This window comes from Pseudonocardia sp. T1-2H (assembly GCF_038039215.1).
Lineage (GTDB): Bacteria > Actinomycetota > Actinomycetes > Mycobacteriales > Pseudonocardiaceae > Pseudonocardia.
The window spans coordinates 2,242,916-2,257,505 of record NZ_JBBPCL010000001.1 but is presented as its reverse complement, the minus strand read 5'-3'; the positions used below and the strand labels follow the sequence as shown (position 1 = coordinate 2,257,505).

Below are 14,590 nucleotides of genomic sequence, written 5' to 3'. Positions count from 1 at the left end.
CTCGGGGTCGGGTTCAGGCGACCTTGATGTGCTCTTCGCGGCCCTTGGACCAGACGTCCGCGATGTACTCCGACACGCGCCAGGCGTTGGCCATCATGGTCAGGGTCGGGTTGACGCCGGTCGAGGTCGGGAAGCAGGACCCGTCGACGACGAAGAGGTTGTCGACGTCGTGGGACTGGCACCACTCGTTGAGCACCGTGTTCGCCGGGTCGGTGCCCATCCGGGCCGTCCCGTGCTGGTGGCAGGTGTTGCCGGTCATCCGGTCCAGGTAGACCGGGACGGTCTTGCGCGCGCCGGCGACCTGCAGGATCTCCGCGTTCTTGTCGACCTGCCACTTGCTCATGGCCACGTCGTTGCCGTGCGGCTTGTGCGTGATCCGGGCGACCGGGAGCCCCCAGGCGTCCTTCACCGTCGGGTCGAGGTCGACGCGGTTCGCCTCGACCGGCATGTCGTGCAGGATCGCGCCGATCTTCATCGCGAAGTTGAAGTAGCTCCGGTCGGCGTCCTTGAGCGACTGGCCCCACTGCGGCCGGCCGGGGAAGACCCAGTTGATCGGGTGGCACGTCTGGGAGGCCGAGATCAGGCAGCCGCCGATGTGCCCGCGGTTCTCGTCGGTCTCGTAGAACTCGAAGGTGCCGCCGCTGATGTAGTTGCCGGCCCAGCCGTGCAGCGGGTCGTCGATCTCCTGGTCGAACAGGCCGACCGCGAAGACGTACTCGTGGAAGGTCGCGTTCTTGCCGACCATGCCGCTGGAGTTGCCCAGGCCCTCGGGGAACTGCGGGGACCTCGACATCAGCATCAGCCGCGCGGACTCGATCGCGCCGAGCCCGAGGACGACGACCTTCGCCTCCTGGGCGACCTCGTTGCCGTCGGGGTCGATGTAGACGACGCCGGTGGCCTTGCCGTCCTTGCCGACCGTGATCTCCCGGACGAAGGACTCCGAGCGCAGCTCGAAGTTGCCGGTGGCGACGGCCTCGGGGATGAACGTGGTCAGCGTGTTCGACCGCGCGGTGCTCGGGTCGCCGTACTGGTTCCAGAAGCTGGTGGTGTTGAACGGGTCGCGGCCCTTGTGGTTGTTCGTCACCATCGCGTGCGGGATGGGGAAGCCGTTGATCCCCATCTTGTTGCAGGCCTCGTAGAAGCGCTTGCCGAACTTCGTCGGGCGCAGCGGCTCGCTCGGGTAGGCCTTGCTGCGGAAGGGCTCGTACTTGTCGGCGCCGGCGATGCCCGAGATGCCGAACTCCCACTCCACCTTGGTCAGGTAGGGCTCGAGGTGCTCGTAGCGGATCGGCCAGTCGGCCAGGCTCGCACCCTCGATGTCACCGTGCAGGCTGCGGACCATGAAGTCCGACTCGCGCGGCCGGGGCACCCAGCCGGCCCAGTGGTTCGTGCCGCCGCCGACCAGCTGGGGGGTCGGCGAGAACGGGAAGCGCTCGGCCTCCGAGGTCTCGTCGTGGCGCAGGGTGCGCGGGAACAGGTTCGGGTCCGGCCACAGGTAGTTGCGGTTGACGTACTTGAGCTCGTCGCCGGAGTAGTGGTCCTGGGCCGACAGCCACGGGCCGCGGTCGAAGCCGACGACCTTGAGACCGGCCTCGCTGAGCACCTTGGCCGCGGTGGCCCCGGTGGCCCCGAGTCCGACGACGATCGCGTCGACCTGCTCGGGCTTCTTGGCGTGACGCACGTGCTCTCCTCTCCGCGGCCGCAGCAGTGCCGGCGCGTGATGGCGTGCCCCGGCCCGAGGGAGAGCGCCCTCAGGCGGGGTGAAGGGGTGGGGGGTCGGACGCGAGCGCTACAGGGCGGGCGCGTCCGCGTTGCTCGGGGTCGTCGTCTGCGACGCGATGTCCCGGTGGCGGCGCTTGATGTACTCGGCGGCCCGGACCGCGACGGCCTGCAGGGTGCTGGTCGGGTTCACCGCGGCACCCGTGGTGAGCGAGCTGGCGTCGGTGATGAACAGGTTGGGCACGTCCCAGGTCTGGTTCCACTTGTTGGTGACCGAGTCCTCGGGCGTGTTGCCCATCCGGCAGGTGCCCATGATGTGCCAGCCGGGCGGCGGCCCGTCGATCCCGCCGATGCCGCTCGTGGTGGTGTCGATGACGCCACCGGCGGCGTCCGCGGCCTCGCGGGCGCGCTGCTGGCCCCACTCGACGAGCCTGCGGTCGTTCTCGTGCAGCTCGTAGTGGACGTGCGGCGCGGGCAGCCCGCTCGAGTCCTTCACGTCGGGATCGAGGGTGACCCGGTTGGTGCGCACCGGCAGGTCCTCGCCCTGGACGTAGATCAGCGCGTGCCGGCCGAAGTGCTCGTTGAAGAAGCTGCGGTGCCCGGCGCCCCAGGGCGCGAGGTTGCCGGTGTTCGTCCCGAGCGCGCTGGTGGCGGCGCCCAGAGAGGTACCGACCTGGAGCGAGAAGCCGTTGACGAAGCCCCGGGACGGGTCGCTGTCGTAGAACTCCTGGCTGTAGAGCACGGCGGGCTCCGGGCCCTTGAAGCCCTCGAGCGGCTCGTCGAACCAGAAGTCCACGAAGGACCAGCTGTGGTACATCAAGTGCGTGCCGACCAGGCCGTTGGAGTTGGCCAGCCCGTCCGGGTGGCCCTGCTGCGCGGACATCAGCAGCAGCCGGGGGGTGCCGATGGAGTTCGCGGCGACCACCACGATCCCGGCCCGCACCTCGTGGCGCTGCCCGGTCACCCGGTCGATGTAGGTGGCGCCGGTGGCCCGGCCGTTCTTCGCGTTGATCTGCTCGACCCGGGCGTTCACGCGAAGGTCGACGCCGTTGCGCAGGGCCGCCGGCCAGTACGACACGTCGGTCGAGGCGATCGAGTGCCGGGGGCAGCCCGCGAGGCAGAAGCCGCAGTCGTTGCACGCAAGCCGGTTGTCCTTGGTGCGGGTGAGGATCGCGTTGTCGGCGGGCCACCAGTGCCAGCCGAGCTTGTCGAAGCCCGAGCCCATCTTGTGCCCGACCTTGCCGCCGCGACTGGCCGGGCCCCACCCCTCGGGGCGTGCCGGGTTGCCGGGGTCGCCGGTCCGGCGGGCGACGCCGATCTCGGCGTCGTTGATCGCGTAGAACGGCTCGAGCTCCTCGTAGGAGATCGGCCAGTCGATGGTGCCCTCGACGCCGTGCTCGGTGCCCTTGCGGAAGTCGACCGGCTTGAACCGGGGCCAGGCCGCCGCATAGTGCAGCGTCGAGCCGCCCACCCCGGTGAACGTGTACGGGGTCGTGTTGCCGGTGACCGGGTAGTCCTCGGGGAACTTCCGGACGTTGGGCTCGAACGACCAGCTGCGCTTGCGCTCGAGCTCCCAGCCGTCGTACATGTGCGGGTGGTCCATCGCGTGGACCCAGTCGCCCTGCTCGAGGCAGACGACCTTGATGCCGGCGTCGCTGAGCCGCTTGCTCACCGCTCCACCGCCCGCGCCGGCCCCGATCACCAGGACGTCGGTCTCCGTGTACGCCGCCATCAGTTCTCTCCTGCTTCCCGGGCCTGCCGTGCCGAACACATCGGGAGGTCGGCGGGGATCGCGACCCGTCGCACCTCCTCGGTCCGGATGTAGGTGCCGCGCACCCGGCTCAGCAGCTCGTCGTCCCAGTCGTCCATGACGTCGGAGTAGCCGTAGGGCTGGGGGCTGTTGCGGTAGTCCCGGCCCGCGGGCAGGCGGTTGATGGCCCGGATGACCTCGGGCCGGGAGTAGTACGCGTGGTAGACGACGTCCCGCAGGCGCGTGAAGAACTCCTGCTCGTCGCGCTCCAGCCCTTCCAGGACCGTCACGCGCTGCACCGGGGTGGCGTCGGCGAACTCCTGCCCGAGCCCGTCGAGCCGGGCCCGGAAGTCGTCCTCGCCGAGGAACGGGAACCACCTGGGTTCCAGCCCCGACGGCGTCACGTACCGGCCGATGAACGAGATCACGTCGACCTCGCTGGGCGGCGGGAAGCCGTCGCCACCCGGGATGAGCTCGTCCGCCGCGGCGTTCAGCACCGCCGCCTGCGTCTCGGTCAGCCGGATCCCGGGCAGCCAGCCGCCCAGTGGCGGCTTGGTGTCGCGGGGGGTCACGCTCAGATCCGTCACGTTCCCTCTCCTTTGCGGGACGTCGTCGACCACGTGGGTCAGGCGCGCTCGAGGTAGTCGACGATGGCCCGGCCGAAGTCCGGCAGGTCGACCGGCGTGCGGGAGGTGATGACGTTGCCGTCCTCGACGACCGGCGCGTCGACCCAGGTGCCGCCGGCGTTCTCGACGTCGGTCTTGATCGGCAGGTAACCGGTGATCTGGCGGCCCTTGGTGGCGCCGGCGGAGGCGAGCATCCAGCCGCCGTGGCAGATCGCGGCGACGAGCTTGCCGGACTCGTAGGCGTCCTTCACCAGGTCGATCATCTCCGGGTGCAGGCGCATGTTGTCGGGCGCGAACCCGCCGGGGATGACGACGGCGTCGAAGTCGGAGGCCGAGACCTCGGAGGCGGCGGCGTCCGCCTCCATCGGGTAGTGCTCCTTGCTGTCGTAGCTGCCCTTGGTGCCGCTACCGATCACCTTCACGTCGGCGCCCGCCTCCTGCAGACGCAGGTAGGGGTACCAGCCCTCGAGGATCTGGTACTCGTCCTCGATCAGCAGGGCGACCTTCTTGCCGGAAATCGACATCTCACGTCCTCGCGTTCGTCGGTTCGTCGGGGCTGTGCGGGGGAGTTCCGGACGCGCTCAGGCGTCGATCATCTGGAGGAACTCGATGCTGGTGCGCACGTCGCCGTGGTTGGCCTGGATCTGGCGCAGGGCCTCCCAGTGCTGCCCGTAGCCCATCGGGTCGTCCTTGCCCGAGGGGATGGCGGCGGTGGTGTCGGCCAGCACGACGATCTTGAAGTCCTGGTTCGCCCCGTCGATCGCGGTGGCGAGCTGGCAGTTGCCGGTGGACAGGCCCGCGACGACGAGGGTGTCGCAGCCCGCCCGGCGCATGTACTCGGTCAGCGCGGTGCCGTAGAACGAGCTGAAGCGGTGCTTGCGGATGACCGGCTCGTCGGGCAGGGGCTTGAGCTCGTCGACCAGCTCGTCGCCGCCGTTGCCCCAGGATCCGGGGAACGTCGCCAGCTGGTCGACCAGGCCCCACTTCACATCGGCGAAGCCGGCGTCCTTGCCGTCCGGGCGCAGGCCCCAGAGCGACCAGACGACCGGGATGCCCTTCGCGCGGCAGGCCTCGAGGACGTTGACGACGGGCTGGACGACGTCCTTGCCCTCGGGGGCACCGCCGGTGCTGGGGATGTACATCGCGCCGCCGGGCTCCGCACACGCCTTCTGCATGTCCAGGACCAGCAGCATCGTCTTCTTCGGGTCGATCGTCGGCGCGAGCATGGCCGAGCGGTCGATGTAGTCGTCGATGTGCTTGTACGTGAAGTCGAGCGAGGACATCGCTGCTCCTTTGCGTTGATGCGAGTGATCGAAACGACGGGGGTACGTTCACCTGGTCGCGGCGCTCGTCCCGAAGGTCTCCGACCGCCGGAGCCGTAGAGCTCAGGTGATCAGGTGGTCTGACCACTCTAACCCGGTGGCCGCGGGCACTGTCAAGAGTCTGTTCGGGCGGCCCCGCGCGGCTGTGGCACCGGAGCGCCGGCGCCGGCCGGCTCGGCAGGTTTGAGAGGCCCCGGGTGCGGGGACGCCCCACGTATGGCGATATGCCACGCGCCCGCGCAGGTCGACGTGACGGCGCAGCTGAGGGGCGCCGGCCTGCGGGTGACCGCGCCCCGTAAGGCCGTGCTGACCTGGCTCGCCGGGCATCCGCATGCGACGGCGGACGAGGTCAGGGCCGGCGTCGCCGCCGAGCTCGGGTCCGTGTCGCACCAGACCGTCTACGACGTGCTCCGGGCCGGCTGCGGTGTGGGCCTGGTCCGCGTCATCGAGCCCGCCGGCCTGCCGGCGCTGTTCGAGCGGCGCACCGGCGACAACCACCATCACGTCGTGTGCCGCGGATGCGGCAGGACCGAGGACGTCGACTGCGTGCGGGGCCGCGCGCCGTGCCTGTCCCCGGACGACGACCAGGGGTTCACCGTCGACGAGGCGGAGATCCTCTTCTGGGGCCTCTGCCCGATCTGCAGGAGCAGCAACCACGAGGAGCGGCGATGACCGACCCGAAAGCGAACTTCACGACCACTGATGCCGGCGTCCCGGTCGAGAGCGACGAACACTCGCTCACGGTGGGACCGGGCGGCCCGATCCTGCTGCAGGACAGCTACCTCCTCGAGCAGATGGCCCAGTTCAACCGGGAACGCATCCCCGAGCGGCAGCCTCACGCCAAGGGCAGCGGGGCCTTCGGACACTTCGAGGTGACGAACGACGTCAGCGCCTACACCAAGGCCGCGTTGTTCCAGCCGGGCGCGAGGACCGAGCTGGGCATCCGGTTCTCCACCGTCGCGGGCGAGCGCGGCAGCCCCGACACCTGGCGGGACCCGCGCGGTTTCGCGATCAAGTTCTACACGTCCGAGGGCAACTACGACATGGTCGGCAACAACACGCCGGTCTTCTTCGTCAAGGACCCGATGAAGTTCCAGCACTTCATCCGCAGCCAGAAGCGCCGGGCCGACAACAACCTGCGCGACCACGACATGCAGTGGGACTTCTGGACCCTCTCCCCCGAGTCCGCCCACCAGGTGACCTGGCTGATGGGTGACCGCGGCATCCCGCGCTCCTGGCGGCACATGAACGGCTACACCTCCCACACCTACATGTGGATCAACGAGGCCGGCGAGGAGTTCTGGGTCAAGTACCACTTCAAGACCGACCAGGGCATCGAGTTCTTCACCCAGGACGAGGCCGACCAGATGGCGGCCGCCGACACCGACTACCACATGCGGGACCTCTTCGAGCACATCCGTGACGGCGAGTACCCGAGCTGGACGCTGAAGGTGCAGATCATGCCGTTCGACGACGCGAAGACCTACCGCTTCAACCCCTTCGACCTGACGAAGGTGTGGCCGCACGGCGACTATCCGCTCATGGAGGTCGGCCGGATGACGCTCGACCGGAACCCGACCGACAACCACACCGAGATCGAGCAGATCGCGTTCCAGCCCAACAACCTGGTGCCGGGCGTCGGCCCGTCGCCGGACCGGATGCTGCTGGCCCGGCTGTTCTCCTACGCCGACGCCCACCGGCACCGCCTGGGCGCCAACTACCAGCAGATCCCGGTCAACGCGCCGGTCACCCCCGTCCGCTCGTACAGCAAGGACGGCGCGATGCGGATCCAGAAGGTGTCGGATCCGGTGTACGCACCGAACTCCTACGGCGGCCCCCATGCGGACGTCGAGCGCTACGGCAAGGTCCCGACCTGGTACGCCGACGGTGAGATCATGCGCACCGCGTACGTCGACCACGCCGAGGACGACGACTGGGGCCAGCCCGGCACCCTCGTCCGCGAGGTGCTCGACGACGCCGCCCGCGAGCGGCTCGTCGACAACGTCGTGGGACACCTGCTCAACGGGGTGTCCGAGGCGGTCCTCCAGCGCGCGTTCGCCTACTGGCACAACATCGACAAGAACATCGGCGACCAGATCGAGGCGGGGGTGCGCGCGAAGGCCGACGAGAAGGACCCGAAGGCCGAGAAACAGGGCAACCCGGCGCGGAGCAGCATGCAGGCCAAGGCCTGACGCGTGGCCCGGCACCTCCCGGCACGGGAGGTGCCGGGACCGGGCGACTACGTGAGGGGCGGACGAGGCCGGCCCATCGGGTCCCGGCCTGCCGCCCCCAGGACGCGGGCGAGGTTGCGGCCGAGCACGCCCCGTGCCGATCGTTCCGGGATCCCGGCGTCGAGCATCGCGGCGGTGACCCGAGGGAGATCGGCCGGGCCGGCCAGCCCGGGCACGAGTACCTCCGTGTTCGTGCCCTCGAGGATCAGGGGGCGGTCACAGGCCGGGACCTTCTCGGCGAAGAGCTCGGCCACGAAGTCGCTCCCGATGCCGACATGGTCGGCACCCGCCGTCTCGACCATGTGCCGCACGTGGCGGACGACGTCCCCGAGTCCCGGCGGCCCACCGGTCAGATAGCCGGCGTAGAGGTTCACACAGGCCACTCCCCCCGTCGCCGCGATGCCGCGGAGGTGATCGTCGGTGAGGTTGCGGTGGTGGCGGCGGACGTGGCCGCGGCCGTCCGTGCCGATCCGCCGCACCGTCTCCTCACCCTGGCCGACGTCGTCGAGGGCGCGCTCGTCGATCCCGACCGGCCTCGCGTCTTCAGGTCCGTCGGCATGGCGTGGGAGGACCTCGCCGTGGCAGCGGTGGCACTCCGCCACTGACGCACCCACCTCGACCCTGCCGCCCGGTCCCGCCCCCGGTGCCGGGACACGGGCCACCGTTCCTAGCTCGTCGGCGACGGGAAGACGTCCGGTGTGCAGGTGAGGTCGTAGTCGCGCTCGTCGTCGAACCACTGGGCGATCAGGACCGGACCGCCCGAGAAGCTCGGCGAGGTGCAGAGGTCGCGGGCCTCCTCGGGGTGGTCGAGCCGGCCCGCGGTCGCCCAGACCGGGGTGTCGGGAAGCTTCCAGGATCCGGTGATCGAGCGCCAACCGGCGCTGCTGGCGTAGAAGCCGTACGCGACGTGCGCGTCGGCCAGCCCCCGGATCACGCCGTCGAGCACGGCGCGGTTGTCCAGCTGCTCCTGCTGGGTCGCCGTCGGCCAGGGTTGCGCGGGACGGGCTTCGACGTCGATCCAGACCATCGGCGGGGAGAACCCGACGCGGGCGAGCGTGGCGAGGGCGTGCCGCGCCTGGGCGTGGCCGGCGTTCCGCAGCCGGGCGCCGCGTTCGTCCGCCGCCCAGGGACCGCTTCCGCCGTCGGCCTTCAGCTGGGCAGGGGTCGGGAACGCGGGGATGGTGTAGGTATGCGCGGGCAGGCCGTGGGCACGCGTCCAGCCCAGCTGGTCCGCCAGGCACGGGTTGTCGGTGAACGGCAGTCCTCGGGTGAGCCCGAGGACGACGAACTGGCTGGTCTCGGGCGGCATGGGCAGGCCGGCCCCGCCGACCGCGGTCGGGCACTGCGGCCAGGAGACGTCGTGCCCGTAGAGGGCCCCGGCCGCGCGCGCGTCGCCCGGGACCGCGACGGCGAGCAGCACGATCACGGCGCAGGGTGCGAGAACGAGGCCGAGCCGCGTCATGCCGCGCACCGGGTCTCAGCCCCCGGTGACGGCGGGTAGGTCGGCCGGGTCGTAGCGGCAGGCGGCGTTCCAGAGCAGGAACGAGGCGCTGCCGGCGTCCGCCGAGGCGGCGACCTGTTGCCGCACCTGTTCGGCGCCGTAGGTCACGCGCAGGGAGAAGGCCTGCAGCCAGGGGACGACGGTGGCGCCGCTGTCGCCCAGCTTGGTGTGGAAGTCCGCCACCGAGCGCTGGGTGATGTCGTACGGCTGGGACTCGGGGGCGGCGACGCCGTACTCTCCTGCGCCCCAGTGCGACGGGTACACCATCGGGGCAATGTAGTCGGCTTGCTGCGCCATCGCAGGGATGTCCTGGGCGATCTGTTCCGGACGCGATGCCGCTATCCCGAAGACGGAGGCACCCACCAGCGCGCCCCGAGGGCGGACGGCGGCCCGGGTGTCGTGCAGGAACGAGGCGATGCTCGCCTCCGGGGTGACCTGCAGGCCGGGGAAGTGCATGGCACTCAGGGCACCGTCCGGGCGGCGGACGTAGTCGTAGAGGATGTCGTCGAACCCGAGCCCGGCCGCCTCGGTGGCGAGGTCGATGTTGTAGCGGCGCACGTCCGGGTCCGCGAAGTTGGTGAAGGCGTAGGACCCGTACCCGCCGGCCCACGGCTGTCCCGCGGTGGTCTGGGCGACCATGTCGTGCCGCCCGGTCTGCCACGCGTGCGTGGCCAGGACGGGATCACGGAACGCGACCAGCCGGCCGACGACCCGTACGCCGAGGGCATGCAGCTCGTCGAGAGCCTGCCTGGCGTCGTAGTAGCCCTTGGCCGCGCCGATCTCCTGGGCCAGCGGTACCTGCGAGGCGTAGCCGACCTCGCCGCTCTCGTCCTTGATGTCCAGCTCGACGGCGTTGATCCGGCCCTCCCGCACCATCGCCAGCACCGGATCCCGCAGGGTCGGCGAGGACCAGGCCAGCGCGCTCATGTGCACCGCCCGCATCGGCGCCTGCGCGACCGGGACGGGCACCGTCCTGTCCGTGGTGTTGCCGGCCCGGTCGGTCGCCACCAGGTGCACGGACGCCGGCGGCGCGGGCAGGTCGACGCTGAAGGCGCCGTCGTCGCCGAGCGGGACGCTCTCGTCCTGGATCCGCAGGTCGACCGCGTCGCCCGCGTTGCCGCGCACGGTCAGGGGCCGGTCGAGCGCCTCGGCCCGCAGCGGCCCGTCCAAGGTGATCCGGGGAGGCGTGGTGTCCACGGTGAAGTCCCGGCGCGCCGTGGCGGACGGCAGCGGCCAGGCCCGGGGCACGGTCCACTCGAACCGGTGCTCCCCTTCGGCGAGGGGCGGCAGCGCCACCGACTGCCGCCCGTCGGGCTGCGCGGTGGGGTGGACCGGGGCACCGTCGAGCTCCGCTCCCCCGGCGGCACCGGCCGGCGCCCCGGCGAGCACGAACTCGGTGGCCGTGGCCGCGGCCGCCAGTACCGCGCCGTCCTCGGGGCCGGTGACCCGGGGCCCCTCGGACAGCACGATCACGATCATGCCGGCCAGCACCAGCACGACCAGCACCGTGGCCGTGGCCAGGAGCCCCGCGCCGCGTTGGCTCCGGGCCCGTGACCGCACCGCCCCCTGGCGGCCCGCCTGCTCCCAGCCCACCCGCTGCTCCAACAAGGCTGCCCCCCGACTCGGTGATCGCTCTGCTGCCAACCATGCGCATTGCGACCCTTCGGACCAACCGCTGTCCCCCTTCCGGTGCACATTCGATCGGCTGGTTGCCGCAGCGGTTGCGCGGCGCCATGGTCGTCGCAGAGGCGGGGAGCAGCCCGCAGGAGGACCGGCCGGGGAGATGTGGATGTACGGGCGCCCATCGAGAACGAGCGCGATGCTGGCGGTCGCGGCCCTGGCCGCGATGGCGGGCCTCGCCGGTTGTGGCTCGGCGCCGCCCGCCGGACCGGCTGCGCCGGCTCCGCCGAGTGCAGCGGCGCCGGCGCAGCCCGCCGAGGTCGGCGCCGACGAGCTCGGGCACATCCCCGTGCTGATGTACCACCGGATCGTCACCGAGCCGGTCTCGGTCTACGACCGCACGCCGGCGGACTTCCGGGCCGAGCTCGAACGGCTCGCGGCGGAGAACTACGTACCGATCACCGCGGCCGATCTCGCCGCCGGCCGGATCGACGTCCCGGCGGGCGCCCACCCGGTCGTGCTGACCTTCGACGACGGTGCCCCCACCCAGTTCGCCCTCGGCCCCGACGGGCAGCCCACGCCGGACAGCGCGATCGGGATCCTGCTCGACGTCGCGGCCGCGCATCCCGGGTTCCGCCCCGTCGCGACCCTGTACGTGAACGCCGATCCGTTCGGTGAGCCGGGCGGGACGACCACCTTGCCCTGGCTGCACGCCCACGGCTTCGAGATCGGCCTCCACACCACGAGCCACACGAACCTCTCCGCGGCGTCGGCGGAGGAGGCCCAGAGCGACATCGTCGACAACCTGACGATGATCCGGCAGGCCGTGCCCGAGGCGGCGGTGACCACGATCGCGCTGCCGTTCGGCGCACACCCCGAGCCGGAGGAGCTCGCCCTGCACGGCACGTCCGGCGGCACGACCTACGACCTCGCCGCGGCGATGCTCGTCGGTGCCGATCCGGCGCCCTCCCCCTACAGCACGGGGTTCGACCCGGAGAACATCCCGCGGATCCGGTCCCAGGCGGCGACCGGCGCGGACGCGCAGTACGTCTCCGCCACCTGGCTCGACCGCCTCGCGAGCGGCGAGGTCTCCCGCTACACCTCCGACGGCGACCCGGCCCACGTCTCCTTCCCCGCCCGCCGCGCCACGGCGCTCGCGACGGCGTTCGGATCGGTGGCCCAGCGCTACTGACCCGGCGGGGCCCGACGAGGCCCTCGGCCGGTCAGGGTGCGAGGGCGTCGGAGAGCGTGTCGTAGAGCATGAAGAACCCGTCCAGGCCGGCCACCTCGATGGGCCGGGTCACGGCCCGGGCGTGATCGACCACCAGGCGAAGCGGCTCGCTGTTCTCGGACACCTTTCCGGCGGTGCGGGCCGTGTCGATCAACGCCGAGATCCCGGTCGAGTCCAGGAAGTCCACCTCGGCCAGGTCCAGCACCAGCGCCCGGTCCCGCAACCGCCGCAACGCGGACTCGAGATCATCCCGGACGGACGCCACGACCGTGTAGTCGAGAGCACCGCGGAGCTGCACGACCACCACGTCGCCGCGGTCCCTCATGGTCAGCGTGCATGTGTCCGTGGATCCCTGACACCGTTCCTCGCTCACCGGACGAAAAATACCGGTGCCACCGGCGGCACGCTGCACCCGGTCGCGTCGTCGCGTGATGCGCCGACATCACCGCCATCACCGACCTCTGCCACGAGCGGGGACTGCCGCCGCTGGTCGACGAGGCGTGGGGCGCGCACCTGCCGTTCCACGAGCGGCTGCCCACCTGGGCGATGGACGCCGGCGCCGACCTGTGCGTCGTCAGCATCCACAAGATGGGCGCCGGGCTGGAGCAGGGCTCGGTCTTCCACCTCCAGGGCGACCGCGTCGACCCGGCCTTCCTCGCGGCCTGCGCCGCCATGCTGTCTCGATCCCCTGCAGGCCGACCTCGTCGGGGCCGAGGCCTCGCACGAGCTCGACGAGCTGAAGATCCTCGTCGACGTCTCCGCGCTCGGCATATCTCCGACGATGCCGCCCCGCGACGCCTTCTTCGCCCGCACGGAGGACGTGCCGGTCGAGCGGGCCGTCGGTCGCGTGTGTGCCGAGCAGGTCACGCCCTATCCGCCGGGGATCCCGGTGCTGCTTCCCGGGGAGCGGGTCAGCGAGGAGATCGTCGACTACCTCACCAGCGGCGTCCGCGCCGGCATGGTCCTGCCGAACCCCACCCTCGGCACCCTCCGCGTCGTGGCGTGATCACCGGGCCTGCGTCGTGGAGGGGGCGGCACCCCCTCCACGACGACCCGCGGATCACTGCGGCCCGGTGAGGAAGCTGACGCGGCCGAACGCCGGCACGGCCCGCGGCACGGGCGCGCTGCGCAGGCGCACCTCGGTGCCCGAGGCGCCGGTGCTGATCACGAGGCCCGCCGTGGCGGACCGCATGAGCGGGATCCCGTAGCCCGGGCGGGCGGAGTCGGGACGGGGTCTCCAGCGTCCGGTGTCCGACACGGTCAGCTCGATGTGGTCGCCGTCCCGCGCGCCGTGCCGGACGACGGCCTCGACCCCGATCCGGCCCGCCGGTCCGCCCCGGTACGCGTGGGTGACGCTGTTGCAGACGGCCTCCCGCACCGCGAACAGCAGGTCCCGCGCCTCCGCCGCCGGCCAGCCCACGCTCCTGCTCCATTCCGTCAGCGCCCGCACGACGATGTCCGGGGCATCCGGTCGGACATCGAGGAGGAGCCGCACGAACGCTGTCACGGCCCCGGATTCCCCTCGACGCGCCGTCGAACCCCTCCCGACCTGGGAGACCCCCGTTCACGGTGGTGCCGGGACATCGGCCTGCTCGTGCCGATCAGGGCATGGTCGGTTGCCCGGCGTCCCGGAGCTGTTGCCGGAGCTGGGCCAACGTCCGGGTCAGCAGGCGTGAGACGTGCATCTGGGAGATCCCGAGCCGGTCGGCGATCTCGGTCTGGGTGCGGTCCTCGAAGAACCGCAGCAACAGGATGGTGCGTTCCCGCGCCGGGAGTGCCTCGACGAGCGGCCGCAGGATCTCGTGGCGCTCGACGTGCTCGAACTCCGCGTCCAGCTCGCCGAGGGTCTCCGACAGCCCCCGGCCCTCGTCTCCGTAGGGGGTGTCCAGGGGCCGGCCGTGGCGGCTCTCCCGCGCGGCCAGCGCGTCGATGATCTCGTTCTTGCCGACGCCGAGCTCCGCGGCGAGCTCGCTGGGCTTCGGGGCGCGGCCGAGCCGGTGCGACAGCGGCTCGGTGCAACGGTCGATCCGGACCGCGAGCTCCTTGAGCGACCGGGGCACCCGCGTCGACCAGGTGCGGTCGCGGAAGTAACGGCGGATCTCACCGGTCACCGTCGGGATGAGATAGCCGAGGAACGACCCGGACCTGCGGGCGGGGTCGTACCGGTCGAGGGCGTTGATCAGCCCGATCGTGCCGACCTGTTCGAGGTCCTCGACGATCCCCCCGCGGCTGTAGCGGCGCGCGAGGTTGCGCACCACCGGGAGGAACGCGACGACGAGCTCGTCGCGCAACGGACCGCGGTCCGGGTGGTGGCGGGGCAGGGAGGCGTACCGGTCGAGCAGCGGAAGGAACTCCGCGTACTCCTGCAGATCCCCCGACGGCGGCGGGTCCGCCCCGGGCGCGGGGACCGTGGTCGGGCGGTCGCTCCCGGCAGGACGGAGCGAGAGGTCGGCAACGGTCACCACGCCGTCTATCCGCTCCCCGGTGCCGGCAAACCCCCGTGCTCCACCGCGGAGACTCCGACCACACCATCGTGAGCACCCGATCGCGCCGGGACGACCGCGAGGTGGTGACCGTCCGGACCCGGCCA

Annotated in this window: 15 protein-coding genes and 1 pseudogene; 5 read left to right on the top strand and 11 right to left on the bottom strand. The window is 71.4% G+C overall.

What is annotated here, in order from left to right:
• Positions 1 to 13: 13 nt before the first annotated feature.
• The 5 genes from WBK50_RS11250 to WBK50_RS11230 form a co-directional block, all read right to left on the bottom strand.
• Complete coding sequence (locus tag WBK50_RS11250; RefSeq protein ID WP_341335540.1) at positions 14 to 1,681, bottom strand: GMC family oxidoreductase; 1,668 nt, start codon at positions 1,679 to 1,681, stop codon at positions 14 to 16.
• A gap of 108 nt (positions 1,682 to 1,789) precedes the next feature.
• On the bottom strand, positions 1,790 to 3,451 hold the full coding sequence (locus WBK50_RS11245) for a GMC family oxidoreductase (RefSeq protein WP_341335539.1): 1,662 nt from the start codon (positions 3,449 to 3,451) through the stop codon (positions 1,790 to 1,792).
• The gene (locus WBK50_RS11240) at positions 3,451 to 4,056 is read right to left on the bottom strand and encodes a gluconate 2-dehydrogenase subunit 3 family protein (protein WP_341335538.1); all 606 of its coding nucleotides are present in this window, start codon (positions 4,054 to 4,056) and stop codon (positions 3,451 to 3,453) included. The genes WBK50_RS11245 and WBK50_RS11240 overlap by 1 nt, the downstream gene beginning before the upstream one ends.
• Before the next feature lie 38 nt (positions 4,057 to 4,094).
• Positions 4,095 to 4,619 carry a type 1 glutamine amidotransferase domain-containing protein gene (locus WBK50_RS11235; protein WP_341335537.1) on the bottom strand — a complete coding sequence of 175 codons (525 nt, stop codon included), beginning with the start codon at positions 4,617 to 4,619 and terminating at the stop codon, positions 4,095 to 4,097.
• Between the two features lie 57 nt (positions 4,620 to 4,676).
• Positions 4,677 to 5,378: a cysteine hydrolase family protein gene (locus WBK50_RS11230; RefSeq protein ID WP_341335536.1), complete on the bottom strand. Its 702-nt coding sequence runs from the start codon at positions 5,376 to 5,378 to the stop codon at positions 4,677 to 4,679.
• A gap of 255 nt (positions 5,379 to 5,633) precedes the next feature.
• Between WBK50_RS11230 and WBK50_RS11225 the strand changes: the two genes are divergently transcribed.
• Complete coding sequence (locus WBK50_RS11225; protein WP_341335535.1) at positions 5,634 to 6,089, top strand: Fur family transcriptional regulator; 456 nt, start codon at positions 5,634 to 5,636, stop codon at positions 6,087 to 6,089.
• Positions 6,086 to 7,609 (top strand): catalase, encoded by a 1,524-nt coding sequence (locus WBK50_RS11220; protein WP_341335534.1) that lies wholly within the window; start codon positions 6,086 to 6,088, stop codon positions 7,607 to 7,609. Before WBK50_RS11225 ends, WBK50_RS11220 begins: the two co-directional genes overlap by 4 nt.
• A 47-nt stretch (positions 7,610 to 7,656) precedes the next feature.
• Here the strand turns inward: WBK50_RS11220 and WBK50_RS11215 are convergent, their stop codons facing one another.
• From WBK50_RS11215 to WBK50_RS11205, 3 genes are all read right to left on the bottom strand, one after another.
• Complete coding sequence (locus tag WBK50_RS11215) at positions 7,657 to 8,250, bottom strand: membrane dipeptidase (RefSeq protein WP_341335533.1); 594 nt, start codon at positions 8,248 to 8,250, stop codon at positions 7,657 to 7,659.
• Positions 8,251 to 8,315: 65 nt separating this feature from the next.
• Positions 8,316 to 9,110 carry a hypothetical protein gene (locus tag WBK50_RS11210; protein WP_341335532.1) on the bottom strand — a complete coding sequence of 265 codons (795 nt, stop codon included), beginning with the start codon at positions 9,108 to 9,110 and terminating at the stop codon, positions 8,316 to 8,318.
• Positions 9,111 to 9,125: 15 nt separating this feature from the next.
• On the bottom strand, positions 9,126 to 10,742 hold the full coding sequence (locus tag WBK50_RS11205; protein ID WP_341335531.1) for a putative glycoside hydrolase: 1,617 nt from the start codon (positions 10,740 to 10,742) through the stop codon (positions 9,126 to 9,128).
• A 226-nt stretch (positions 10,743 to 10,968) separates the two neighbouring features.
• Between WBK50_RS11205 and WBK50_RS11200 the strand changes: the two genes are divergently transcribed.
• On the top strand, positions 10,969 to 11,961 hold the full coding sequence (locus tag WBK50_RS11200) for a polysaccharide deacetylase family protein (protein ID WP_341335530.1): 993 nt from the start codon (positions 10,969 to 10,971) through the stop codon (positions 11,959 to 11,961).
• 31 nt (positions 11,962 to 11,992) lie between these two features.
• Here the strand turns inward: WBK50_RS11200 and WBK50_RS11195 are convergent, their stop codons facing one another.
• Entirely contained in the window at positions 11,993 to 12,325 is a 333-nt protein-coding gene (locus WBK50_RS11195; protein ID WP_341335529.1) for an STAS domain-containing protein, read from the bottom strand.
• A 116-nt stretch (positions 12,326 to 12,441) separates the two neighbouring features.
• Here WBK50_RS11195 and WBK50_RS11190 point away from each other — a divergent pair.
• Both WBK50_RS11190 and WBK50_RS11185 read left to right on the top strand, forming a co-directional pair.
• Positions 12,442 to 12,600: pseudogene (locus WBK50_RS11190) on the top strand (ornithine decarboxylase); the annotation flags it as partial.
• A 181-nt stretch (positions 12,601 to 12,781) separates the two neighbouring features.
• The gene (locus WBK50_RS11185; protein WP_341335528.1) at positions 12,782 to 13,006 is read left to right on the top strand and encodes an Orn/Lys/Arg family decarboxylase; all 225 of its coding nucleotides are present in this window, start codon (positions 12,782 to 12,784) and stop codon (positions 13,004 to 13,006) included.
• 54 nt (positions 13,007 to 13,060) lie between these two features.
• On the opposite strand, the gene WBK50_RS11180 is transcribed toward WBK50_RS11185, so the two are convergent.
• Complete coding sequence (locus WBK50_RS11180; RefSeq protein ID WP_341335527.1) at positions 13,061 to 13,507, bottom strand: ATP-binding protein; 447 nt, start codon at positions 13,505 to 13,507, stop codon at positions 13,061 to 13,063.
• Positions 13,508 to 13,601: 94 nt separating this feature from the next.
• Entirely contained in the window at positions 13,602 to 14,465 is an 864-nt protein-coding gene (locus tag WBK50_RS11175; protein WP_341335526.1) for a SigB/SigF/SigG family RNA polymerase sigma factor, read from the bottom strand.
• Positions 14,466 to 14,590 lie beyond the last annotated feature (125 nt).

What these genes read in the sequence shown, in the direction of transcription:
- WBK50_RS11245 (WP_341335539.1), bottom strand. Translation starts at nt 3,451, where the DNA reads ATGGCGGCGTACACGGAGACCGACGTCCTGGTGATCGGGGCCGGCGCG.
- WBK50_RS11235 (WP_341335537.1), bottom strand. Translation starts at nt 4,619, where the DNA reads ATGTCGATTTCCGGCAAGAAGGTCGCCCTGCTGATCGAGGACGAGTAC.
- WBK50_RS11230 (WP_341335536.1), bottom strand. Translation starts at nt 5,378, where the DNA reads ATGTCCTCGCTCGACTTCACGTACAAGCACATCGACGACTACATCGAC.
- WBK50_RS11225 (WP_341335535.1), top strand. Translation starts at nt 5,634, where the DNA reads ATGGCGATATGCCACGCGCCCGCGCAGGTCGACGTGACGGCGCAGCTG.
- WBK50_RS11220 (WP_341335534.1), top strand. Translation starts at nt 6,086, where the DNA reads ATGACCGACCCGAAAGCGAACTTCACGACCACTGATGCCGGCGTCCCG.
- WBK50_RS11210 (WP_341335532.1), bottom strand. Translation starts at nt 9,110, where the DNA reads ATGACGCGGCTCGGCCTCGTTCTCGCACCCTGCGCCGTGATCGTGCTG.
- WBK50_RS11200 (WP_341335530.1), top strand. Translation starts at nt 10,969, where the DNA reads ATGCTGGCGGTCGCGGCCCTGGCCGCGATGGCGGGCCTCGCCGGTTGT.
- WBK50_RS11195 (WP_341335529.1), bottom strand. Translation starts at nt 12,325, where the DNA reads ATGAGGGACCGCGGCGACGTGGTGGTCGTGCAGCTCCGCGGTGCTCTC.
- WBK50_RS11185 (WP_341335528.1), top strand. Translation starts at nt 12,782, where the DNA reads ATGCCGCCCCGCGACGCCTTCTTCGCCCGCACGGAGGACGTGCCGGTC.